The 26,257-nt window shown below is 41.3% G+C and carries 14 protein-coding genes; 8 read left to right on the forward strand and 6 right to left on the reverse strand.

The features are described 5' to 3' along the window. Positions 1-5: 5 nt before the first annotated feature. The 3 genes from GD631_RS09330 to GD631_RS09340 form a co-directional block, all read right to left on the reverse strand. Entirely contained in the window at positions 6-1,523 is a 1,518-nt protein-coding gene (locus GD631_RS09330; protein WP_185911612.1) for an MFS transporter, read from the reverse strand. A 267-nt stretch (positions 1,524-1,790) separates the two neighbouring features. Next, positions 1,791-2,711 (reverse strand): 5-dehydro-4-deoxy-D-glucuronate isomerase, encoded by a 921-nt coding sequence (gene kduI, locus GD631_RS09335; RefSeq protein ID WP_004315058.1) that lies wholly within the window; start codon positions 2,709-2,711, stop codon positions 1,791-1,793. A 24-nt stretch (positions 2,712-2,735) separates the two neighbouring features. Beyond that, positions 2,736-4,139 carry a PTS galactitol transporter subunit IIC gene (locus GD631_RS09340; protein ID WP_143260412.1) on the reverse strand — a complete coding sequence of 468 codons (1,404 nt, stop codon included), beginning with the start codon at positions 4,137-4,139 and terminating at the stop codon, positions 2,736-2,738. Between the two features lie 301 nt (positions 4,140-4,440). On the opposite strand from GD631_RS09340, the gene GD631_RS09345 reads away from it, so the two are divergent. The 4 genes from GD631_RS09345 (at position 4,441) to GD631_RS09360 (ending at position 13,479) form a co-directional block, all read left to right on the forward strand. After that, complete coding sequence (locus GD631_RS09345; protein ID WP_143260413.1) at positions 4,441-5,640, forward strand: glycoside hydrolase family 88/105 protein; 1,200 nt, start codon at positions 4,441-4,443, stop codon at positions 5,638-5,640. A gap of 9 nt (positions 5,641-5,649) precedes the next feature. Beyond that, on the forward strand, positions 5,650-6,621 hold the full coding sequence (locus GD631_RS09350; protein ID WP_143260414.1) for a pectinesterase family protein: 972 nt from the start codon (positions 5,650-5,652) through the stop codon (positions 6,619-6,621). A gap of 323 nt (positions 6,622-6,944) precedes the next feature. Then, the gene (locus GD631_RS09355) at positions 6,945-8,684 is read left to right on the forward strand and encodes a pectinesterase family protein (protein WP_185911613.1); all 1,740 of its coding nucleotides are present in this window, start codon (positions 6,945-6,947) and stop codon (positions 8,682-8,684) included. Between the two features lie 259 nt (positions 8,685-8,943). Beyond that, on the forward strand, positions 8,944-13,479 hold the full coding sequence (locus GD631_RS09360; protein ID WP_143260415.1) for a two-component regulator propeller domain-containing protein: 4,536 nt from the start codon (positions 8,944-8,946) through the stop codon (positions 13,477-13,479). A gap of 70 nt (positions 13,480-13,549) precedes the next feature. Here the strand turns inward: GD631_RS09360 and GD631_RS09365 are convergent, their stop codons facing one another. The 3 genes from GD631_RS09365 to GD631_RS09375 are packed head-to-tail and all read right to left on the reverse strand — an operon-like array spanning position 13,550 to position 20,402. After that, positions 13,550-15,124 carry a DUF5123 domain-containing protein gene (locus GD631_RS09365; protein WP_143260416.1) on the reverse strand — a complete coding sequence of 525 codons (1,575 nt, stop codon included), beginning with the start codon at positions 15,122-15,124 and terminating at the stop codon, positions 13,550-13,552. A gap of 32 nt (positions 15,125-15,156) precedes the next feature. Further along, the gene (locus tag GD631_RS09370; protein ID WP_143260417.1) at positions 15,157-17,154 is read right to left on the reverse strand and encodes a RagB/SusD family nutrient uptake outer membrane protein; all 1,998 of its coding nucleotides are present in this window, start codon (positions 17,152-17,154) and stop codon (positions 15,157-15,159) included. 26 nt (positions 17,155-17,180) lie between these two features. Continuing rightward, positions 17,181-20,402 carry a SusC/RagA family TonB-linked outer membrane protein gene (locus tag GD631_RS09375; RefSeq protein ID WP_143260418.1) on the reverse strand — a complete coding sequence of 1,074 codons (3,222 nt, stop codon included), beginning with the start codon at positions 20,400-20,402 and terminating at the stop codon, positions 17,181-17,183. Positions 20,403-20,700: 298 nt separating this feature from the next. Here GD631_RS09375 and GD631_RS09380 point away from each other — a divergent pair, with 298 nt between their 5' ends. From GD631_RS09380 to GD631_RS09395, 4 genes are all read left to right on the forward strand, one after another. Next, the gene (locus GD631_RS09380; protein WP_143260419.1) at positions 20,701-22,341 is read left to right on the forward strand and encodes a pectate lyase family protein; all 1,641 of its coding nucleotides are present in this window, start codon (positions 20,701-20,703) and stop codon (positions 22,339-22,341) included. A gap of 47 nt (positions 22,342-22,388) precedes the next feature. Further along, positions 22,389-23,966 (forward strand): pectate lyase family protein, encoded by a 1,578-nt coding sequence (locus GD631_RS09385; RefSeq protein ID WP_143260436.1) that lies wholly within the window; start codon positions 22,389-22,391, stop codon positions 23,964-23,966. Positions 23,967-24,139: 173 nt separating this feature from the next. After that, positions 24,140-24,934, forward strand: a complete 795-nt coding sequence (locus GD631_RS09390) for a LiaF transmembrane domain-containing protein (protein WP_143260420.1) — start codon at positions 24,140-24,142, stop codon at positions 24,932-24,934. Between the two features lie 3 nt (positions 24,935-24,937). After that, positions 24,938-25,756 (forward strand): LytTR family DNA-binding domain-containing protein, encoded by an 819-nt coding sequence (locus GD631_RS09395; RefSeq protein WP_143260421.1) that lies wholly within the window; start codon positions 24,938-24,940, stop codon positions 25,754-25,756. Positions 25,757-26,257: the final 501 nt, after the last annotated feature.

The following is a 26,257-nucleotide window of genomic DNA, read 5'->3' on the forward strand; positions in this document are numbered from 1 at the left end:
TAGATTTAATCCAATACGATAGGTTTGTATTTCGGAACTAAAGCCTTCATGATAACCCAACCCAACAGATAAGCTACTGCACATACGCAGAAGATAACGAAATATCCGGCCGGTTTACCTTCGAATCCCATGAATGTCATGGCAGGGTGTACAAATTGTGCCCCTTGTTCCAACAGCTCTTTCGTCATTTCCACTTCATGACCGTCAACCATCGTTGTTCCGGAAGCATACACGAATAAGTTACCTGCCACTTTCTGAAGAATCATAGAGCCTACGCCTCCTGCCATACCACCTATACCGGTGATACTTGCAATAGCTGTTCTTGGGAACATATCGCCTACGGTAGAGAATATATTGGCCGACCAGGATTGATGAGCAGCTCCACCAATACCGATTAAGATAACCGGGAACCATGGAGAAACAGTACCTAACGGTTGTGCTAACAGTACAACCAGCGGGAAGAAGGCGAAAATTAGCATCGCTTTCATACGGGCTGCATACGGATTCATACCCGTTCTGTTGATGAAGATAGTAGGTAGTTTACCACCATAGATAGATAACATAGTCACTGCATAAAGTGTAAAGATCAACGCCATACCCAACGGGTCGGAGGTTTTGATACCGAATTGAGTATTCAGATAAGACGGAGTCCAGAAAAGGAAGAACCACCATACGCCGTCAGTCATGAACTTACCGAAGACAAAGGCCCATGTTTGTTTGTAGCTGAAACATTGCCAAAACTTCATTCTCTTTTCATCTTTCTCGTCTGTCATCGGAGCACTGCCTACTTCGCGATGGTCTTGCTCGATATAGTCAAGCTCTGCCTGATTGACATGTTTGCTTTTCGATGGGGCATCATACATAAACACCCAGAATCCCATCCAAATAAAGCCAAGTCCACCAATTACGATAAATGCCATTTCCCAACCGAACATTTTTGCCAGGATAGGAATGGTAAGAGGAGCGATCAACGCACCGATAGATGCACCGGCATTGAAGATAGAAGTAGCGTAAGCACGGTCTTTTTTAGGGAAGTATTCCGCGGTTACTTTAATGGCGGCAGGGAAGTTACCAGCTTCTCCTAAAGCAAGGATACAGCGGGCAGCGAGGAAGCAGTACATACTGACCGTAGCAATAGTCACCACTACATCTCCTGTGGCACCTGCCAGTTCTGCTGCGCTATGAAGACCTACCTGTGCTTCTGTGATAACACCACAAACGGCATGAAGACAAGCACCTGCCGACCATACACCGATAGCCCATAGAAAACCTTTTTTAGTTCCCATCCAGTCGACAAAACGACCGGCAAACAGCATACATATAGCGTATACAATGGAGAAAACAGAAGTAATAGTACCGTAGTGAGATTCGTCCCAGTGGAATTCCGGTTTGATAAATTCATCCCACGTCAATGAGAGAACCTGACGGTCGAGATAGTTAACTGTAGTAGCAAAAAATAGCATAGCACAGATGGTCCATCTGTAGTTTGTCATCTTTTCACCTGTTTTTTGAAATGCATTCATGATAATGGATTTAAATAGATTTTGTTTCGTTGACAAAGGTCGGTATTTCGACTGAATTTTATTTGTAAAAATTGGTCAAAATCATGTATTATTCGTTGCATTATAGTTGGATTTTGTTACATCCTATATATAATATGGTAACGAGGTGTTTGTTCTCTGGGGGAAGAATACGTAAAATCCGGAAAACTTCATCCCTTTCTCTCGGAAGAGAAAAGGATGAAGTTTTTCGGATCATTGATTATATGTATGAACAGGAATACGCAACGGTTAGCGCATTTCTGTATATTTGATCTTGTCCATGTCTCCGTAGTCGAGGTTTTCACCTGCCATACCCCAGATAAACATGTAGTTGCTTGTTCCGGCAGCAGCGTGGATAGACCATTCCGGTGACATAATAGCTTGCTCGTTCTGCATCCATACGATGCGTTCTTCTTGAGGTTCGCCCATGAAGTGACAGATAGCATTTCCAGCCGGTACATTGAAGTAGAAGTATGCTTCTACACGACGAGAGTGAGTGTGTGCCGGCATAGTGTTCCATACGCTACCCGGTTTCAACTCTGTCAGTCCCATCTGCAATTGGCAAGGGCCTTCTTCAAGTACGTTGTTAACAATCAACTGGTTGATAACGCGGTCGTTGCTTTCTTCCAGCTTTCCGGCAGCAAATGAGTTTGCTTTCAGTGAGCCTTTGCGTCCGTCGATAGTAATCAATTGAGTCTTGTATTCCTTGTGAGCAGTAGCCGAGTTGATGTAGAACTTGGCAGGATTGCTGGAATCTTTGCTCTTGAAAGTCACTTTCTGTTTGCCTCTACCTACGTACAGAGCATCTTTGAATTTCAGCGTATATTCTTTACCGTCTACCGTTACGATACCTTCGCCACCAATGTTGATGACACCCAGTTCGCGGCGTTCGAGGAAGAATTTAGATTTCAACGGGTCGATTGTTTCAAGTACCAATTCTTTTGTTGCAGGTACTGCGCCACCGAAGATCAGACGGTCATACATAGAATAAGTAACGTTGATTTCGTTCGGGACCATTACTTTTTCCATCAGGAAGCTACTACGCAAGCGGTTAGTATCGTACGTTTTCACGTCTTGCGGACTGCAAGCCACTTGCATCTTGTAATTCACTTGGGCAGAAGCAGACATCGCTGCGATACCCAACATCATTGCAATTGCTAATTTTTTCATCATCTTTTCTTTATAGTATTTATATTATTCTTTATTGGTTGATGCGTTTTTTGCGTCGTTTCTGGTCATGCGGATACGGTTGTAGATAGCCATTCCGAGTGCCAGTGCCACGAGGATGGCAGGGCCGATAATCTTCAGACTGTAAGTCAGGTGGAAGATACCCCAGCAGAAGAGGCTGGAAGCAAAGTCGAGTGCTCCACCTTCAAAACCGGCGGGGATATTCACTGTCGGGTCGCCTGTTGCGGCATATACGTCTTTGGCGGCCAGTGTGAAGAAACCTGCCAGGCCGGTTACGAAATACAGGCCGATTGTCAAAGCTACCAGGCCGATGATGAATGATTTCACTACGTTCCCTTTTGTAATAGGCAGAATCATCGGGAACAAGTAGAACATACCTGCCAGAGAAGCCAGCGGTAAGAAACGGTTGCCCGGAAGGATAACAGCCAGGAAGATAGTGACAGGGATCAACAGCAGAGATACCACCAAGGTAGTCGGGTGACCGATAACCAGTGCAGGGCTCATACCGATGCTCAATCCGGTGTTATTCTTATATTTCTTAGCGATCAGTTCGCGGGTAGCGTCAGAGATCGGTTTCAAACCTTCGATAAAAAGACTGGTGATACGTGGAATCAATTCCATCACCGCACCCATCTTGATACCCAGACCCAATATACTTGGGATACTGTCCACTACTTCTTTCCAACTTCCGCAGCCCAATGCACCGATACCGCAACCAATTACGATACCCAAAAACAGCGGTTCACCCATCAATCCGAATTTCTTTTTCAATCCTTCAGAATCGATATTCAGTTTGTCGAATCCCGGAATTTTATCCAATAGTTTATTGATTATAAGAGCAAACGGAACGAAACTTTGGCAGAACGGTTGAGGAATAGAGATGCCGTCCATTTTATCATAGAACTTCTGGAAAGCAGGAGCAGTCATATCAGCCATTACCAGCGTAATGATGTAGCAGATGATGGCAGCGAAGAATCCCCAATAGATATTGTCGGAAGCAAAGTACACGATAGCACCGATAAATGCGAAGTGCCAATAGTTCCAAAGGTCGATATTGACGGTACGGGTTGTTTTGGTAAGCAACATTAATAAGTTAACTCCCAAGCAAACAGGGATAATGAAAGCACCGACTGAAGTGTTGTAAGCTACCGCCGCAGCAGAAGGCCAACCCATGTCGAAAATTCCCAATTCCAATCCGTAGATTTCAACCATTTTACTTAATGCCGGACCCAGACTGCTGGTGAGCAATGCCGTCACTACTGATAAACCAACGAAACCGACACCAACCAACAAACCGCTTTTTAGCGCTTTGGGAAATTTAATACCGATACATACTCCTAAAATCGTGAAAATGATTGGCATCATTACTGCCGCTCCAAGACCGATAATGTACTTAAATACTTCTTCCATTCTGTTCTATTTTTTCTCTGTTTTAATGATAAATTACCTGTGTTTCCCCAGAGGGTATTAGTTGTAAACCGTGCCAAAAGTAAGACCTTTTTTGCTTTCTTCCAAAACGAAACTCTTAATTTATGAGATATTGCATCAAAAATGGACATTTTTGACGTTTGCGTGCACAAAATTAGTCGTTTCCGTGCACGAAAAACAAAAAATGCACCTACTTGACTAAAAAATCCCACTGGGTTTGGAGGAAAAACACTACTTTCGTAGCGTGAAAAAAGACTATGTTGAATCCTTAAAATAACAAACCATGAGACTAACTCCTTTTTATAATTTTTTTATAGTGGCTTTATTGGTTACAATGACCGTTTCCGTATCGGCACAACAGGTAGACAGCAAGCTTCCCTGGTCTGTACGACTGACTGAATCGGAAATGATCCGTTACCCCGAATCCTGGCAGCTCGACTTTCAGCCGAAACTGAAGTGGGATTATTGCCACGGACTTGAACTGGGAGCCATGCTCGATGTGTATGATACTTATGGCGACAAGAAAATTCGCGATTACGCTATCGCGTATACAGATACAATGGTGCACGAAGACGGAAGCATTACCGCTTATAAATTAACCGATTACAGTCTCGATCGTATCAACTCCGGAAAAATCCTTTTCCGTATCTATGAGCAGACCAAAAATCCTAAATATAAGAAAGCGCTCGACTTGCTTTATAGCCAGTTTGAAGGACAACCGCGTAATGAGGACGGTGGTTTTTGGCATAAAAAGATTTATCCCCACCAAATGTGGCTGGACGGAATTTACATGGGAGCTCCTTTCTATGCGGAATATGCATTCCGTAATAATCTTCCGCAGGACTATGCAGATGTAATCAACCAGTTCGTCACTTGTGCTCGTCATACATACGATCCTAAAAATGGTCTTTATCGTCATGCGTGTGATGTAAGCCGCACCGAACGTTGGGCGGATCCGGTGACCGGACAGTCGAAACATACGTGGGGACGTGCGATGGGATGGTATGCGATGGCATTGGTGGATGTGCTCGAATTTATTCCGCAGCATGAAGCCGGAAGAGATTCTTTGCTTGATATATTGAATAATGTAGCTGTGCAGGTGAAGAAACTTCAGGATCCGAAGACCGGAGGATGGTATCAGGTGATGGACCGGAGTGGTGATAAGGGAAATTACGTAGAATCTTCCTGTTCCGCCATGTTTATTTATTCGCTCTTTAAGGCTGTTCGTTTAGGATATATTGATAAGTCTTATCTGGATGTGGCATTGAAAGGCTACAAAGGATTCCTGGATAATTTTATCGAAGTGGACAACAACGGATTGGTAACCATCACCAAAGCTTGTGCAGTGGCAGGATTGGGAGGAAAGGTATACCGTTCCGGCGATTATGACTATTATATTAATGAAACTATCCGCAATAACGATCCTAAAGCCGTAGGACCTTTTATTATGGCTAGCTTGGAATACGAACGTTTACAAAAGTAATTTCCGACGATGAAAAGGACTATTTTTAAAGGAATGATGTGTTTGCTTCTACTGGGTGTGGGAGCAACATCTGTTTATTCACAACAACAGCAACGCAAAGATACATTAGTCGTGGCACGCGACGGGACAGGGGAGTATCGTAACATTCAAGAAGCCGTGGAAGCTGTCCGCGCTTTTATGGACTATACGGTGACGATTTATATCAAGAACGGTATATATAAAGAAAAACTGGTCATTCCTTCCTGGGTAAAGAATGTGCAATTAGTGGGTGAAAGTGCAGAAAAAACGATTATCACTTACGATGATCATGCTAATATCAATAAGATGGGTACTTTCCGCACTTATACGGTAAAAGTGGAAGGAAATGACATCACTTTCAAAGACTTGACGATTGAAAATAATGCGGCTCCACTGGGGCAAGCGGTAGCTCTTCACACCGAAGGTGACAGACTGATGTTTGTCAACTGTCGTTTCTTGGGAAATCAGGACACTATTTATACAGGCACCGAAAGGGCTCGTCTCTTATTCACGAATTGCTATATCGAGGGAACTACCGATTTTATTTTTGGCCCTTCCACCGCCCTATTCGAATATTGTGAACTGTATAGTAAACGTGATTCGTATATCACTGCTGCTTCCACTCCTCAAAGTGAAGAGTTTGGTTATGTTTTCAAAAACTGTAAGCTGACAGCCGCTCCGGGAGTGAAAAAAGTATATTTGGGTCGTCCGTGGCGTCCTTATGCGGCAACGGTCTTTATCAATTGTGAGTTTGGTAATCATATCCGTCCCGAAGGATGGCACAATTGGAAGAATCCGGAGAACGAAACAACAGCTCGTTATGCCGAGTTCGGAAATACAGGTGCGGGCTCGGATACTTCCGGGCGTGTGATGTGGGCTAAACAGTTGACAAATAAGGAGGCAATGAAGTATACTCCACAAAACATCTTTAAGGAAAGCAGTAATTGGTATCCTTATAAATAAAACAAGTAATATGGACAATCGTTTGTCGGTTTGTTAATCCGGTTTCATGCTTTGATACATTTTGTTTCACGGTGAGAAACTAAAGTTTCCACTAAGGGGAAACAATGGTTTCATTACGGGGAAACTATAGTTTCCCTATATGGAAACTATCAGTTCCAAGCCATTGAAACTAAAGTTTCAAGTAATAAATAAGAGGTGACAGGTTGAATAAAGAACCTATCACCTCATCTAACCCCGATGAATAAGGCTTTTGCTTGATGGCGGTGATAGAGGAAAATGATTTTTTTGTATGGAGAGTAGCATAATAATAATAGTAGGTGGATATGAAGACACAAAGACATAAAATGATGGGGTTGCTGGCAGCCGTTTTTATTCTTTTTTCTGCATTTCGTGCAGACAAACCGGTAATCACTATCTTTATGATAGGCGATTCGACAATGGCTAACAAGAAAATAGACGGAGGAAACCCCGAACGTGGTTGGGGAATGGTACTTCCCGGATTCTTCTCCGAAGACATACGGATAGACAATCATGCCGCCAACGGTCGAAGTTCCAAGAGCTTTATCAGCGAAGGACGCTGGGAAAGAGTAATTTCTAAAGTGAAAAAAGGAGATTACGTTTTTATTCAGTTCGGTCATAACGATGAGAAAGCAGACTCTACCCGTCACACCGATCCGGGTAGCACTTTTGATGAAATTCTTCGTCGGTATGTGAATGAAACCCGCGCCAAAGGTGGAATTCCGGTATTGTTCAACTCTATCGTCCGTCGAAACTTTGTGCAGCCGAAGGATGATGCCATCGCAAAAGATGTACGTCGCACACCGGGGGAAAAGGAACAACCGAAGGAAGGAACTGTTTTGTTCGATACGCATGGTGCCTATCTGGATGCTCCCCGCAATGTGGCAAAAGAACTGGGAGTGACTTTTATCGACATGAACAAAATCACCCACGACCTGGTGCAGGGACTTGGACCTGTAGAATCAAAGAAGTTGTTTATGTTTGTCGAACCTAACCAGGTGCCGGCTTTCCCGAAAGGTCGTGAAGACAATACTCATTTAAACGTATACGGAGCACGAACAATTGCCGGACTGGCAGTGGACGCTATCGGCAAGGAAATTCCGGAACTGGCGAAATATATCCGTCATTACGATTATGTGGTGGCCCAAGATGGTAGCGGTGATTTCTTTACCGTACAGGAAGCAATCAATGCTGTTCCTGATTTTCGCAAAGATGTTCGTACCACTATCCTGATTCGTAAAGGAACTTATAAAGAGAAGCTCATCATTCCTGAATCCAAGATTAATATCTCTTTGATTGGAGAAGACAGTGCGATACTGACTTATGACGGTTTTGCAAACAAGAAAAATGTATTAGGCGATAACATGGGAACTTCCGGTTCGTCCAGCTGTTACATCTATGCCCCTGATTTTTATGCGGAGAATATCACATTCGAGAACTCATCAGGCCCCGTAGGACAAGCAGTTGCCTGCTTTGTGTCTGCCGACCGTGTCTATTTTAAGCACTGTCGTTTTCTAGGTTTCCAGGATACGCTCTACACATACGGTAAGCAAAGCCGCCAATATTACGAAGACTGTTACATCGAAGGAACGGTTGATTTTATTTTCGGTTGGTCTACGGCTGTTTTCAACCGTTGCCACATTCATAGTAAGCGGGACGGTTATGTCACCGCTCCTTCTACTGATAAAGGCAAAAAATATGGCTATGTATTCTATGATTGCAAACTGACTGCGGAACCGGAAGCCACAAAAGTGTATCTGTCTCGTCCCTGGCGTCCGTATGCGCAAGCTGTATTCATCCATTGCGAACTGGGGCAACATATTCTTCCCGTTGGCTGGAACAACTGGGGCAAGAAGGAAAACGAAAAAACTGTCTTTTATGCCGAATATGAAAGTCGGGGAGAAGGAGCCAATCCGAAAGCACGCGCTGCTTTCTCCCAACAATTGAAGAATCTGAAAGGATATGAAATAAATGCTGTTTTGGCGGGAGAAGATGGATGGAATCCGGTAGAGAACGGAAACAAACTGATAACGGTAAAGCGTTGACCAGCTGACCAGGTAAAGAAACAAATGACTAAATAAAAAACAAATTAGCCGGTACAGAAGCAACGATAGCCGCGGCGGAAGTACCAATTAAACGGGCAGATGAACAAAAAACAGAATCCGACAAGATATTTTGTTTTTTGTTCATCTGCCTAAAATAGATAACTTGTCTTATAGAATGGCCCGATTCTGTTAAATAGCCGCTAAAGATTGCATTAAACTACAAGTATTTTTCTATCTTTACGCCACAGAACCGAGTGATATGATGAAGAAAACCTTAATTTCAGTAATCCTTTTGCTAGCTATTGTGTTCTCAACACATGCGCAGCAACACTGTTTTTTCACCCACTATTCTACTGAAGATGGATTATCCCAAAATACGGTGATGAACATCTTGCAGGATCACAAAGACAACCTCTGGTTTGCCACCTGGGATGGCATCAACCGTTTCAACGGTTATACCTTCAAAACATACAAGGCCCGTCAGGGAAACTACATCAGTCTGACCAATAACCGCGTAGACCGTATATATGAAGACCGTTACGGCTTTCTGTGGTTGCTGACTTATGACAACCGTGTTCATCGTTTCGATCCGAAGACAGAGACTTTCGAACAAGTGCCAGCTGCCGGAGAGGAGGGAAGTACTTTCAATGTACATACCATTGAAGTGATGCCGAACGGAACCGTCTGGCTGCTGACGGAAAACGACGGAGCCATCCGCATCCTGACGCATCCGGATGAGAATAATCGCTTGACATGGGATATTTATTCCAGTAAGACGGAACTGTTTCCTTCTTTACATGTATTCAAAGTTCATCAGGATAAAGCAGGCAATGACTGGCTGTTGACGGATAATGGCCTCGGTATGATCCATCCCGGAAAGAAAGAACCGGATTCCTATTTTACGGAGACAAAAGGAAAGTTTGGCGGAATGAACCAGGCTTTCTATGCTGTGCAGGAACGTGACAAAGATATTTGCTTCGCCTCAGACCATGGACGTATCTGGTCTTATCAGAAAGAAAGTGGAGAATTTACGTTGATCGAGCTTCCCACAAAAGGACAGATCACCTCCATTCATCCCGTTGCACCAGACGTATCCGTTATTACCACCGATTCGGATGGTTTCTTTACTTACAACCTGCGAACAAAAACAAATGTACATTACTCGTTCCTGACTTGTAGGGCGTTACCCGCAAAGCCGATCCTTTCTGCTTATGTAGACCGTTCCTCGGAAGTGTGGTTCGAACAGGAAGAACCGGGCGTTGTAGCTCATTTCAATCCCTCGACCGGAGTGGTGACCCGTGAACAAATTCCTATAGAATACAGTAATCCTGAACGTTCCCGTCCGGCTTTTCATATCCATGAAGACGTAAACGGTTATCTTTGGGTACATCCTTATGGAGGAGGTTTCTCTTACTTCGATCCTCAAAAGAAATGTTTGGTTCCTTTCTATAACGGACTGGGTAGCCGTGACTGGCGTTTTTCCAATAAGATTCATTCAGCCTTTTCCGACAAACAAGGTAATCTGTGGCTTTGTACCCACTCTAAAGGATTGGAGAAAGTGACTTATCGAAATGTACCCTTTGCGATGATGACCCCTATGCCTCATGAACACGAATCGTTGCATAATGAGGTGCGTGCCCTGTGTGAAGACAAACTGGGAAATTTGTGGGTTGGCTTGAAAGACGGTATACTTCGTATATATGATGCAGGCAAAACTTATAAAGGATACCTCACCGAAAGCGGCACTATCTCTATCACCGGTACTCCCATGCAGGGAACCGTTTATTTTGTTATTCAAGACTCAAAAGGAATCATCTGGATTGCGACAAAAGGAGACGGCCTTGTTCGTGCCGAGCCGACTTCCTCTAACGGAATGTCCTATAAACTGACCCGTTATCTTCATCGTGAGGATGATATGTACAGTTTGAGCGATAATAATGTATATTGCGTCTATGAAGATCATTATGGCCGTATCTGGCTGGCAACTTTTGCCGGAGGTATCAATTATATCACGGAGAATGAAGCAGGAAAAACATTGTTTATCAATCACCGGAACAACCTGAAGGGCTATCCTATTGATCCTTGTTACAAAGCTCGTTTCATCACTTCCGATAATAACGGACGCTTGTGGGTAGGAACAACTACGGGTGCCGTTGCTTTTGACGAGGACTTTAAGAAACCGGAGGATGTGCAGTTCTATCATTTCTCCCGTATGCCGAATGATACGCAAAGTTTGAGTAATAATGATGTCCATTGGATTATCTCCACTAAGAAAAAGGAACTTTATCTGGCTACTTTCGGTGGGGGACTCAATAAACTGGTATCTATCAGTAAGGACGGTCATGGAGAATTTAAATCATATTCCGTACTGGATGGTCTTCCATCCGATGTCCTGCTTTCCATCCGCGAAGATAGTAAGCAGAATTTATGGATTAGTACGGAGAATGGAATTTGTAAGTTCATCCCCTCTGAAGAACGTTTTGAAAGTTATGACGAACGTAGTATTACTTTCCCTGTACGCTTTAGTGAAGCCGCTTCGGCATTGACTGCTAAAGGAAGTATGCTTTTCGGTGCCAGTGGCGGAGTCTTTATATTTAATCCTGACTCTATCCGTAAGAGCAGCTATATCCCGCCTATCGTATTCTCCAAACTGACAGTGGCCAATGAGGACATTACCCCCGGAGTCAACTCATTGTTGAAAGTGGATATTGACGACGCTGATAAATTGGTGCTTTCGCATAAAGAGAATATTTTCTCCGTTCATTTCGCGGCACTCGATTATACCAATCCGCAGAATATACAGTATGCTTATATTCTCGACGGATTTGAGAAACAATGGACCTTTGCCGACAAACAGCGTAGCGTGACTTATACGAATCTTCCGAAAGGAGAGTATGTGCTTCGCGTCCGTTCTACCAATAGCGATGGTGTGTGGGTGGATAATGAACGTATCTTGGATATTGTCATTCTGCCTTCTTTCTGGGAAACGCCGATGGCTTATGTGCTTTATATACTTTTCATTCTGATTATTATTCTTGTGGCTGTTTATATCCTGTTCACCATTTACCGGTTGAAGCATGAAGTGTCGGTCGAACAGCAGATTTCGGATATAAAACTGCGCTTCTTTACGAATATATCCCATGAGTTGCGTACTCCGCTTACGTTGATAGCAGGTCCGGTAGAGCAAGTTTTGAAGAATGATAAATTGCCGGCTGATGCCCGCGAACAGTTGGTTGTGGTTGAACGGAACACCAGTCGTATGCTTCGTCTTGTTAATCAGATATTGGACTTCCGTAAGATTCAGAATAAGAAGATGAAGATGCAGGTACAGCGAGTGGATATTGTGCCTTTCGTGCGCAAGGTGATGGATAATTTTGAGGCTGTAGCCGAAGAACATCGGATTGATTTCCTGTTTCAGACGGAAAAGGAGCATCTTTATCTTTGGGTGGACGCCGATAAGCTGGAAAAGATTGTATTCAATCTACTTTCCAATGCATTTAAGTATACGCCAAATGGCAAGATGATAACGATGTTTATTCGTGAAGATGAGAATACTGTTTCTATCGGTGTACAAGATCAGGGAATCGGAATTGCGGAAAACAAAAAGAAGTCCTTGTTTGTCCGTTTTGAGAATCTGGTAGACAAGAATCTGTTCAATCAGGCTAGTACGGGTATCGGACTTTCATTGGTGAAAGAGCTTGTAGAGATGCACAAGGCTACTATTTCCGTGGATAGTCGTTTGGGAGAAGGAAGTTGTTTCAAAGTCGATTTCCTGAAAGGGAAAGAACATTATGATAAGGAAGCCGAGTTTATCCTGGAAGATACGGATGCTCCGGCAAGAATGGGGCAGGTAGTGGATATAGCCAACTCTTCCATTCAGTCTGAAACGCTGGTGGCCGATGATTCGGAGAAGATAGAAGATGTTTATGAGGAGGAATCTGCAAAAGAAGAAAACTCTAAAGAACTGATGTTATTAGTCGAAGATAATCAGGAATTACGTGAATTCTTGCGTAGTATATTTTCTCCGATGTACAGGGTAGTGGAAGCTGCCGATGGCAGGGAAGGAGCGAATAAAGCATTGAAGTATCTCCCGGATATTATTATCAGTGACGTGATGATGCCCGAGAAAGACGGTATCGAAATGACGCGTGAACTGCGTGCGGATATGACGACCAGCCATATACCTATTATCTTACTTACTGCCAAAACAACGATTGAAAGTAAACTGGAGGGACTGGAATACGGTGCGGATGATTATATAACGAAGCCTTTTAGTGCTACCTATCTGCAAGCTCGTGTGGAAAATCTGTTGATGCAGCGTAAAAAACTGCAAAGTTTCTATCGGGATAGCCTGATACATATCAATATTTCTGCCGGTCAGGAGGATACACCTGTTGCTACGGATGTGCCATCGGCAGAAGAAGATACTTCCGAAACTGTACCTGCAACGCTCGATATGTCTCCCAACGACCGCAAATTTATGGATAAATTGGTGGAATTAATGGAGCAGAATATGGATAATGGTGAACTGGTGGTCGATGATTTGGTTCGGGAACTGGCTGTCAGCCGCTCTGTCTTCTTCAAGAAACTGAAAACACTAACCGGACTGGCTCCTATCGAATTTATCAAAGAAATGCGTATCAAGCGGGCCACGCAATTAATAGAGACCGGAGAGTTTAATATGACGCAGATTTCATATATGGTCGGTATTAATGATCCGCGTTATTTCAGTAAATGTTTCAAGGCGAAAGTTGGGATGACGCCAACGGAGTATCGGGATAAAGTGGGAAGATAATAAGAAAGGCTATCATTTATCTGATAGCCTTTCTTATTCAATATGTATTTTCGGACATTCTATTCTCTTATTATTCTTTCCAACGTGGATCGCCTACATTAGCTGTAAACAATGGATCCTTAATTCTGAAGTCTCCATTTTCTGCGTCGACAAACAACTCGTCAGATTTGCTACATTCTATCCCGTCCATTGTGCTGTCAAATGTACAATCGGAGGTGACATAGACCTTACTATAGGTACATTTGTTCTTTACATTACAAGCTTTGATTGTATTGGTTGTAGTTCCTTTGGCAATGATTGTATTTTCCATATACATACTTGTGTCAGCTTCTTTATTAGATAATTCGAGAAATGCTTTTGTGCTACCGATTCCATAAAAGGTACAGTCGCTGACTTTTATCTGCGATTGGTTAATCAGATAGAAGTATTGTTGAGTGATATTCATCACTGTACTGTTTGTCAGTTCTATGACAGGAACTTGCGCAACAGCTGATTCTTTAAATGCAAACAGGGCTGCAGAGCTTCCGTTGATGATACAATTATTGATAGCTGCTTTTCCGATACGTACAACTGAACCGTTCTTTGCGCGAATTACACCCTTGCTCTTCTCTACTACACAGTTTTCTACTAATACAGTGTTAATATCAGCATCCACATCCTGAAGGTTGAACATATAATCACCTTGTGGATCGATATGCAAGTTGTAGAAACGTATCATATCCTTTGTTCCTTCTGCTGTAATGGTTTTAATTTTCATCGTGGCTTGTGCCTCGCCACCACTTGCTCCCCAAAATATGATTGAAGTTATGGAGCTAGGAATTGTAACTTTCTCATTGAAATCAATAGCTGTAGAGTGAGGGATGACAAATACTATATTTCCACTTTGTGCAGCAAGTACCTCGTTTGGATCATCAGCAGCAGTAAGATATACAGGTGTGTAACCATCCGGGAAGTTTTCTGTAGTTTGGAATGATTTCTCACCTCTCAATACATCTTCACCGTTAACAGTATTGTATATACCGATAGTGTATGCGGTAGAAGCTGCCAGACCTGTAAGTTGATAACTGCCTTTTGCATTCATTTCCGAAGAAATTGGAATGTTTGTTACTGTTGAAGTCTCTGTGTTCGTCAGTAAGAAGTGGGTTACGCTCTGATTCTTTTTCCATGTGATAATGGCAGTAGAACCAGTGATGGTTGAGATATCCTCAATTAACTGTTCTGTCTTGGTCTTAAAGCTTGTATTTTCCGGATATACCCATTTGGAAGGTGAAGCTGTTTCAGAGCATGAACGGATACGAATATAATAACTGGTATTTGCATCCAATCCTTCAATAGTGTACGGAGAGCTTTTTATACTCTTATCCTCTCCGAAGATAACAGATCCTTCCTGATAATTTTCAGCTGTAAGTTCAGAAGTATTTACTTCAATGATGTAATAATCTGTATTGATCGTATTATTCCAAATAACTTCTGCATTGTTAATGCTAGGGCTGACTGCCAATTTAGTACTACGGAACAGACGGTTATAGGCACTATCTGTTTCCCAATCATTTGCTTTCTCACACGATGAAAGCATTACGGTCAGGGCTATAAAAAGCCCTGATAAAACCGTGTATCTTGTTGATTTGATAAAATTCATGTTCATGAGATCAGTTATTGAATGATATTCATAATTTATTAGAAATTATAAGAGTTCTCTATGTAACCGTTGGCATCCGAAACAGTCTTGGAGCCTATCGGTAATAGATGTCTATTTTTGATCGTAGCATTTAAACCACTGCTGATATCATCTACATACTCAAGATTTGTATCATTGGTTGTTTTACTAGTATCTGCTACTCCCTTCTTCCATTCATAGTTGGTTCCCCAACCGGTAACATATTCATAACCTGCAGTTTTAGCTGCTTCCTTCACTTTATCAGGATCTTCAAGGTCTCTAAGTTCATTAGGAATTTGTTCAGTACGCCAAGTGATACTATTCATGTCAATTGAATACGGATCATCTGTCTTCATTTTATAGAAGATAAATTTGGGAGCAGTCTCAATCATAGCTTTGTAGTCTGTTCTGAATTGATCCAGCTTTTCGGAAAGTGTTCCCCAACGTATCAGATCATATTTACGAACACATTCACCTGCAAACTCCCATGCACGTTCTTGATCAAGCGCTTCCATGAAATTGTTTCGGGCGGATGCTTCAATAGCGTTTTTAGCGGCATTTTGGGTAGCAGTGTCAAAGGCACGGATATGTACTTCTGTCAAAGCTTCAAGTGCAGTTTTTGTAGTGGTACCATTGGGATTGCTGCCTTCTAATCCATACAAGTTATACATCACTTCAGCATACATTAATAAAATATCGGAATAACGCATCACTACCCAGTTAATACCTGGAGCCCATTTCTGGTCTGTGTTTTGTGCCAAAGAGATGATTGCATCATCCATTTTACGAATGTCCCATTTTGCTACATAGGCACTGAAAGGAGCATTAGAAAGCAATGTCTCTTTTATAACAGCTTTATTGTCTACTGTCGTTTGTTTTAATTCATAGTAGGCGCATGTAATATCTCTACGGCTGTCGTTATTATCAAAAGATAAAATATAAGAAGCTGTAAGTCTGATATTACCACTGCTATTACCTTTTGCGCCATATTTGTTGCTGGCACCATTGATACGAACTCCGGTACTGTAACCCATTTCGCCAGATCTACCTAATCCGTGAGCTACCTCATATAGATTTTCATAATATTTAGTATCCAGTGTCCGCTTATTGATTAAGTCCCATTGGTTTTCAAAAGATGGATTCAACTTATGAACTTGTTTGCTTACTACAATATCCAAATGTGCTAATGCACGTTCGTGCAATTTTTGAACTTCTGCTTCTGACGGACGTTGAGTAGGGAATTGTCCGTCACTGCAAGTCGGATGGTTTCTATAACCTGTTTTTGCTTGTTCGCGGATGCTATATCCGGCGCGTGATAAAGCAATACGTGCAAATAATCCATGTGCAAAACCTGCAGTGGCATGCTCTGTTGTGTATCCGTCTTCACCTGCCCAAGGAAGGTAATTGGCAGCTTCGTCCAAATCATCTAACAACTGGTCTAAAATAATATCCCGGTCTGTTTTTGCTGCATACATGTTAGAACCATCAGGTTGGGTAGGCTCAAAGCGCATCGGAACATCTCCGTAATTCTTAACTATATCATAATATACCATTGCACGCATGGTTAATGCTTCTCCTAAATAACGGAGCATTGGTTTACGGGTGGTAGTTCCTTCTGCTAATAAGTCGCTATTACGAATACCGTCAATAACGATATTGGCATTTTCAATAATAGCAAAACATCTTTCCCAGTTCGTATCAAGTTTATCCCATCCTTTGCTTAGATAGTAATTACCTAATCCTCTTTCTGAATTTTGATGAACTTCCGATTGCTTGGTTGCATTTGCTAGTTCAATATCCGTATTATTACCGAAATTGATAGGGATACGAGAACCATACGTGTGGTCGTATGTCAAATCGGCATATACCTTGTTTAACGCTTGCTCTGTATACACGACAGAGTTAAAAACATTTTCTCCTTTCAACTCCGAAGGGGAAGACTGGTCGAGAAAGTCACTGCATGAAAGCAAGCTCAACAATCCGGTTCCTAGTAATATTGATTTTATATAAGTTTTCATATATGTATTTCCTTTCTATTTATGGGTTAGAATGTAACATTAATACCCCCTACAAATGAGCGGCTTTTGGGATATGCAGAATAATCTACGCCCGGAGTCATTGGAGTACTGCGACGTGTATCTACTTCCGGATCTGCTCCCGAGTATTTTGTGAAACAATACAAGTTGTAACCAGTCACATAGATACGTACGTTTTGCATAAATATTTTGTTTACAAAAACTTTAGGTAGTGTATATCCGATTGAAATGTTATTGACACGGAGGAAAGAACCATCTTCTACTGCCCAGTCAAGTAATGGCATTTCTGTGATTGAGCCTGGATTATACATGGAAGCTCCGGCATTTATTTCATTTAAACGATTAATAGTATAATCGAGCCCATTACTCTTGATATATGAACTTTTCAGCATGTTTTCTCCTGTTGACGGATCAATCCAGGAATAACGTTTGGCTAATGTAAAGTTATCATTTAAGTTCCATCCTTTTTTAGTATCATTATAGTAACTTGAACCTAACTTGGTTGCATTCACAATCTTGTTACCAAGAGAGTAATTGAAGAAGGCTGATAAATCAAAGTTCTTATAACGCATGTTTATACCGAAACCACCGGTAACAGTTGGAACTGTATTTCCTAGACGTTTCTTCGTAAATTTGCCATCTTCATCAGCTTTCAGTTTTAGTGCACCCGGACCAAAATTGTTATATTTAATCAGTTCTGTCGGATCTGTGAGATTTTCGTTAAGCACCCACTTGCTGCCGTCCCATGAAAAATCGTCAGTAGTATAGAAGCCATCCAATTCATATCCGTACACTTCTCCCAGACGTCCTCCTTCCTCAATGAAGAAGTCGTTTTGTCCGGCAGGTTTACCTCCCCAGTTACTACTTTGCCAGGTTTGTCCTCCGGCTAGCTTATCAATTTTAGCTCTATTATAAGAAATATTGAAATTGGCGTTTAAACCAAAGTCCTTAGTATCTACTATGACTGCGTCTAATGCTAATTCTATACCTTTATTTGATGTCTGTCCAAAGTTCTTATATTGGGTAGAAAAACCAGTGCTTGAAGGTATTGTTGCATTCATCAACAAGTCTTTAGTTGTATTCCAGTATGCATCAATACTACCGGATAAGCGGTTATTCCAGAATCCGAAGTCAATACCTAAGTTACGGGTAAGTGTTGTTTCCCATTTTAGGTCAGGATTAGAAAGATTAGAAGCATGTTGTAATACAACAGCACTTGTTTCATTGAAATAAATGTTTTTATCACTTGTTTCCGCTAATGAGAAAGTAGAATTAATGGCACCCGATTTAATACGGTTATTACCAGCTGTACCTACACTTAAACGAAGTTTTAGGTTGGATAACCATTCTTTGCTTCTTTCCATCCATGCTTCGTCAGATATTCTCCATGCTAAAGCTAATGATGGGAAATATCCCCATTGGTTTCCTTTTGAGAATTTACTGGAACCATCGGCACGCATTGTGAAAGTCATTAGATACTTGTCTTGTATCGTATAGTTGACACGTCCGAAGAACGATAATAGATTGTCCTTAAAACCAATATAAGTAGAGGTAGGCAATGCCGTTCCGTTACTCATGCCGGAGAGTACGTCATTAATAGTCATATATTTGGAGAAAGCAACGGAGGTGTTGATAGTCTCGTGATCGTAACTACTTGAAACTTCATGTCCTAACATAACATTTAGTTTGTGAGTGTTATTCAAGAACTTAGTATCATATGTTACTGTATTTGCATTACGCCAGTTTTTATTAACGACCTTATTTAACAGAGCTTGTGGCTGTCCATAATAACCATATTTAGAATTACTTGTAGCTTCCACTCCCCATACTTGGTCAGTATTGTTATATCTCCATCCATAACCAAACTCACTTCTGAATGTTAATCCTTTGATTGGTTTCCAGTTAAGTCCTACGTTATAGTTTTGTTGCAAGCGGGTTTGTTTCTTGTAAGTTGCATTTAAACGTTCCAGTGGGTTATATTGTGCATTGTTCACATTCTCATCATCATCGCTGTCCGAACTTGTTGTATTAATTTCCTCTACCGGTTTGTAGATGACGGAACGTGATATTAGTGAATTGGCTGCACTTGATTCGTTTGCATCTGCTCCACCACTGATACCATCAATTGTTTGGTAACTAAAACGGGCATTAAAGTCCATTGTTAACCATTTGTTGATATTGGTATTAAGTTTGGCATTAATATTCTCTTTTGAGAAACCCGAACCAAGCATGATACTTTTTTCTTCGTTATGTGCATAACTAACACTGAATTTGGTATCTTTATTACCTCCACTCACACTCACATTGTATTGTTGTTGATTTCCTGTACGACCAAAAATCTCATCCTGGTAGTCGGTGCCTTTCATAGATTTGTAAATATCCAAATCATCAAACATACCATATTTCATCCCTTCTTGGTCAATTTCTTGTTGCCATAATACATATTCGTAAGGGTTCAGTACATCTACCATTTTAGTAACTTTACGAACACCGAACGAGGCCCCCAAATTCACCTGAATCTTACCTTCCTGACCGGATTTAGTAGTAATGATGATAACACCGTTTGCACCGCGGGCGCCATAAATAGCAGTAGAAGAAGCATCTTTCAATACATCTACCGATTGAATATCTGTTGGAGCAATATCAGAGATACTTGATACGGGAAATCCGTCTACAATATAGAGTGGTGAATTATCTTGAGATAGAGAACCGCCGCCACGTACGCGGATTTTTACATCTGCATCAGGTGAACCTTCAGTGGTTGTGATAGATACACCAGCCATTTTCCCTTGTAGTGCTTCCGATGCGGAAGATACCGGAATAGCAGCAATCTGTTTGGCACTAACGGAAGATACAGAACCGGTCAAATCCTTTTTTGCAACGGTCCCATAACCAATTACCACAACTTCGTCCAACGCTTGTGTATCATCGGAAAGAGTGACATTAATTTGACTTTGTCCTTTTATAGCAATATCCTGAGTTTTCATTCCGATATAAGAAATTGTAAGGGTTGCTTTTGAAGGAACCTTGATAGAATAGTTACCATCTAAATCGGTAATTGTACCATTGGTAGTATTACCTTTCTCTACTACAGAAGCTCCGATGATCGGTTCTCCCGTTGTGTCTTTCACATTACCTTTTACGGTAATTGTTTGCGCTGATACGCTAAGCGATATCGCTGCAAATAGCATTAGCAGCCAACTGCGCATGTTTTTCACCTTGTTAGACATTCTTTGCATGTTTATTAATTAATGGTTATTGTTTTTAATTATGTACTCACATTTAGGGTTAATTCCTCGATACAAAAGTATATGAATGTGAATATAGGTATGTGCAATATTTGTTTTTCACCTAGTATTTTTTGTTTTTTAATAGCCGGTCGGCATTTTTATAATAGTTTTAAAACAAAAAATACACATGATAGCCCGAAAAGCCTTGTTTTGTCGATTTCAATGACCTCGAAAAACAAAATTTGAACAAGACTTTTTTTTATCCTGCCTACTTTTGCCCTTATTAATCTAATAATGTATGAAAATGGATATAATTCTAAGTAAATGGTGTTTAGCCATTTTGTTTGCTTTTGGAATTCTGGCGTGTACTGATGGTGGTGACGCTAATGAATTGCCTAAAGAACCTGAAGGGACTGGAGAAATTCAAGATGAAAAGATACCAGCTTTTCCTGGGGCAGAAGGACATGGACGCTACACAGCCGGTGGGCGTGGTGGTGATGTATATATTGTTACTTCATTGGAAGACAAGTTACAGAACGGAACTTTACGTTATGGTATTGAGAAACTAAGCGGAAAACGTACAATTGTTTTCCAGGTATCCGGAACCATTCATTTAAACGGTGATTTAAAGATTAAGAATGGAGATTTAACAATTGCAGGACAGACAGCTCCGGGGGATGGTATTTGTTTGGCTGGTTATCCGGTCTTCTTGGAAGCAGACAACGTTATTGTCCGTTTTATGCGTTTTCGAATGGGAAATAAAGAAGATGTCAGTGCGGACGGAGCTGATGCCTTTGGCGGTCGGTATCATAAAAATATTATGATTGATCATTGTTCTATGAGTTGGTGTACTGACGAATGTGTCTCTTTTTATCAAAACGAGAATTTCACATTGCAATGGTGTCTTATTTCTGAAAGCCTGCGTTTAGGTGGACATACAAAAGGCCCTCATGGCTATGGTGGTATATGGGGAGGTATGAAAGCTTCTTTCCATCATAATCTATTGGCACATCATGATAGCCGTAATCCTCGTCTAGGTCCTGGGGTTAATTCGACAAAAGAGAATGAAATTGTTGATATGCGTAATAATGTCATTTATAACTGGTGTGGAAATTCTTGTTATGGTGGAGAAGCCATGCATGTAAATATTGTGAATAATTTTTATAAGCCGGGTCCTGCCACTCCTACTGGCACTTCTAAACGTGGACGTATTATTGCCATTGACAAAAAAGTGAGTGAGTCGGATAAGAAATCATATCCAGCCATTTTTGACACTTGGGGAGATTTTTTTATCCAAGGAAATGTGGTGGATGATGGGCAAATTAATGGTGCGGTTGATTACGAACGTTGTGTGAAGGCTACAAAGGATAACTGGGAGTATGGAGTTTATAATCAGTTTGATAAAAAGTATGGAACGTTGGATGAAGATACAAAAAAAGCTCTTAGACGCACCACTCCCGTAGAAACAGGTACTGTTACCACTCATGATGCCCGTACGGCTTTTGAGCGTGTTATGGATTATGCAGGTTGTTCTTTGCACAGGGATAGAGTAGATGAACGTATTGTTCGGGAGACTCGTAGCGGGACTGCGAACTACCAGGGAATGAACAAGCATAATGGTCAGGGAGTTGTTGAGGGTATTGATTGGAAAAGTGTAGGGTATCCCAAGAAAGGTATCATTGATAGTCAGGATGATGTGATTCCTGTCGGGGAATCTTCAGCATGGCCTGAATTGGTACAGGGTGTTATTTTAAAGGATTCGGATAATGATGGTATGCCTGATGAATGGGAAAAAAAATATGGTTTGAATCCGGATGATGCTTCTGACCGAAATGGTAAAACAGTAGATGAGGAAGGAACATATACAAATCTGGAGATGTATATGAATAGCCTGGTACAAAAGATTGTTGAAGAGCAGAATAAAGGAGGAGTACAATAAATAAATTAGGTGTATTTTTGTATTATTCCATAAATAAAAATATGAATATGAATTTGATCTTTCGTTGTTTAACCATTTTATTAACTCTGATCGGGAGTGGGGCTGTTTTTGCCTCTTCTGGTATTGGTAATACTCTTGATTTCGGAGAGTTGGCTGCTTTTCCCGGAGCAGAAGGATATGGACGTATGACTACAGGCGGACGTGGGGGTGAAGTGTATATTGTTACTTCTTTAGCTGATGATGGAATGCCTGGTACTTTACGTTATGGTATAGAAAAGTTGGATGGTCCTCGTACTATCATTTTTCAAGTGTCCGGTACGATATTTCTGCATAAAGACCTAAAAATACGGAAAGGGAATTTGACTATTGCGGGACAAACTGCACCGGGAAACGGTATATGCATAGCAGGTTATCCGGTGACAAATTATGCCAGTAATGTAATTCTTCGTTTTTTACGTTTCCGTATGGGTAATAAAGAATGTGTACATCCTGACGGTGCAGATGCTTTAGGAGGAAAAGGGGCAAAGAATGTGATTATAGACCATTGTTCTATCAGCTGGTGTACAGATGAATGTGCTTCTTTTTATGAGAATGATGATTTTACCATGCAGTGGTGCATTATTTCTGAAAGTCTTAGATTAGGTGGGCATACCAAAGGTCCTCATGGCTATGGAGGAATTTGGGGAGGCGAACACTCTTCTTATCATCATAATCTATTAGCTCATCATGATAGCCGGAATCCCCGTTTCGGATTAGGAGCTAAGGCACGTAAGAGTGGAGAATGTGATGGTGATTATGTAGACTTTCGCAATAATGTGATCTATAATTGGGGTATGAACAGTTCGTATGGTGGTGAAAGAATGAATATCAATATAGTGAACAATTATTATAAACCAGGTCCTGCAACGGTGACAGGCTCTAAACGTGGACGGATTTTTGCTATAGATGCAACAGAAAATGAGAATGGGGAGTATCTGTGGGGAAAGTATTATATCGATGGTAACATTGTAGATGGAGGGGCAGATGATAAAAACAGCCAGAAGGCTACAGCTAATAATTGGGAATATGGAGTTTACAATCAATTTTCGAATAATTATAAAAAAGTAATTACACAAAAAACAAAAGACTCGATTCGAGTGGACAAACCTCATGGATTTGCATTGGTAACGACACATTCAGCTTTCAATGCTTATAAACGAGTGTTGGATTATGCGGGGTGTTCATTGCATCGAGACGATGTAGATGCACGTATTGTGAAGGAAACACGTACGAGAACAGCTGGATATAAAGGTTTGAATGCTCATAATGGAGAAGGAGGCGTTTGGAAAAGCGAAGGGTATCCGAAGCCAGGATTGATAGATAGTCAGGATGATTTGTTACCATTAAATACTCCGGGATATGTTTCTCCATGGCCTGTTCTTTTACAAGGAAGTGTTTTGATTGATTCGGATAATGATGGTATGCCTGATGCATGGGAAAGAAAATTCGGATTAAATCCGGATGATGCTTCTGATAGTAATGGAAAAACGATTGATAAACATGGCCAGTATACAAATCTGGAAATGTATATGAATAGTTTGGTGCATGACATTATTGAAAAACAAAATAGCGGTGGAAAGAAGTAATCTGCAAACATCGTATTAAGAATTATCTTTATCAGGTAAGATACTTTATAGTCAGTTTCACCGGTTTTTATCCGGTATTCATCGGAATTTATACCGGAAATCAACAGAAAAGGCTATAGAAGCCGTGGGAAATGATGTATCTTTGAACCATTAATCAATTAATAATAGAGACAATGGAAGAGAAACAAAAATTTCCCACTGCTACAGGCTTTTCCGGTAAAATACTGATAGCTTCGCTTTTTATCCTTTCCGGGATTCTGCTGTTTGCCCGTAATATGGGATGGATTACATCTGAAGTCTTCGATATTATCGTATCCTGGCACTCACTCCTTATTATATTAGGTATATATTTTATGATTCGCCGCCATTTCATCGGTGGAATCATCCTTTTGTTGATAGGTGTGTATTTTTTGATTGGAGGGCTTTCATGGCTGCCTGAAAATTCACAGGCAATGGTATGGCCTATCGCTCTGATAACAGCAGGTGTCTTATTCTTTTTTAAATCCGGCAAGAACAGACGGGGGCAGTGGGCGCACCATCATGCCATGCAACATCGTCAGAAATGGATGAAGATGCATCAGGGACAACCCGGCATGAATTTTGAAAGTGAGCAACAGCAGGCAGAGTCGGTAGATGGCTTTCTGCGTGCCGAGAATGCTTGGGGAGCTGCCCGTCACGTGGTACTTGACGAATTGTTTAAAGGAGCTGTAATTCGCACATCCTTTGGAGGAACAACGATTGATTTGCGGCATACCCATATTGCGCCCGGAGAAACATATATAGATTTGGATTGCAGTTGGGGAGGAATTGAGATATATGTCCCTTCTGACTGGAAAGTCGTGTTTAAATGCAATGTTTTCTTTGGAGGATGTGATGATAAACGTTGGCAGAGTGGAAATATAAATAAGGAAAGTGTATTGGTGATTCGGGGAACACTTTCTTTCGGAGGCTTGGAGGTTAAAGACTAGCGTATGAAAGCACATCCGATTATAGATAATCCTTTTCGCTGGATTCCGATGCTGGTGCTGGCATTGATTCTGGTTGCATTCCAGGTCGTTTTAGTCTGTGGATATACCGGAAACGATTATCTTCCTGCTTTGGTAGATGGAATAGCGACGATCGGTTGGCTGGCGGCTATCGCCTATCTGGCATGGTTTGTGGTCGGTCTTGTCTCGTTGTTCCAGACGGATGTAATTATGATCATCATTGGAAGTATGCTTTGGTTGGCAGGGAGTTTTATGGTCTGTGATATAATGGTGAGAATTGTAGGAGTACCCTATGTTTCTTTTGCGCAGACAATCCCTTTCCGACTATTGTTCGGACTACCGGTTTTGATTGCCATTACTCTCTGGTATCGTCTGATAGTCACAAAAGAAGAAGTGCAAAACCAAGAACTGGAAAAAGAACTGGCTGTACATCAGGTGAACGTGGCTGGACAGCAGGAAGAATTACCCATGGAATGGATAGATCGTATTACAGTGAAAGACGGCTCCCGGATTCATTTGGTGAAGGCAGACGAATTGATCTACATACAAGCGTGTGGAGATTATGTGATGCTGATAACCCCCACAGGTGAATACCTGAAAGAGCAGACCATGAAGTATTTTGAAACTCATCTCTCTCCGGATACATTTGTTCGGGTGCATCGTTCTACGATTGTGAATGTTACGCAGATTTCCCGGGTCGAGCTTTTCGGAAAAGAAACCTATCAGCTACTATTGAAGAATGGAGTGAAACTTCGGGTTAGTCTTTCCGGTTACCGATTGCTGAAAGAACGATTGGGGATATAAAATCTGTTCAATCTGATCGTAAAAACTAATTTATCCTGATACCCGAAAAGGAAAGGCAACTTTCACAGGAGAAGGAAACAAACCCGGATTTATCAATAGCAGGCTTTTCTGTACCGTAGATTCGGATGGTGATGGTGCCTGACGAGTGGGAAATAAAAAACGAAGGATCCGAATAGACAATATACGAATCTTGAGATATATTTAAATAGTTTGATGCAAAATATAGTCGACGCACAGAACAAATAGATAATAAGTAATTCTCCGTTCAATACGGTGAATTTGGATGATATGCCCTTCAGGTGTTTGATGATAACACTTGAAGGGCATATCGTTTGGATGCATGGCTCATTGGAGGGGTACTTTTTTACTCAAGCTCGTTTTTTACTCCTTTTCTACTGAATCTTACTCTATATTCTCTTGCTTAATCCTCAATTTTGCACTGGTGAAAGAACAAAGAATTCACTTTAGCGAAAAACATCCTTTATGTATAATGAAAATCTA

Source organism: Bacteroides luhongzhouii (assembly GCF_009193295.2).
GTDB classification, from domain to species: domain Bacteria; phylum Bacteroidota; class Bacteroidia; order Bacteroidales; family Bacteroidaceae; genus Bacteroides; species Bacteroides luhongzhouii.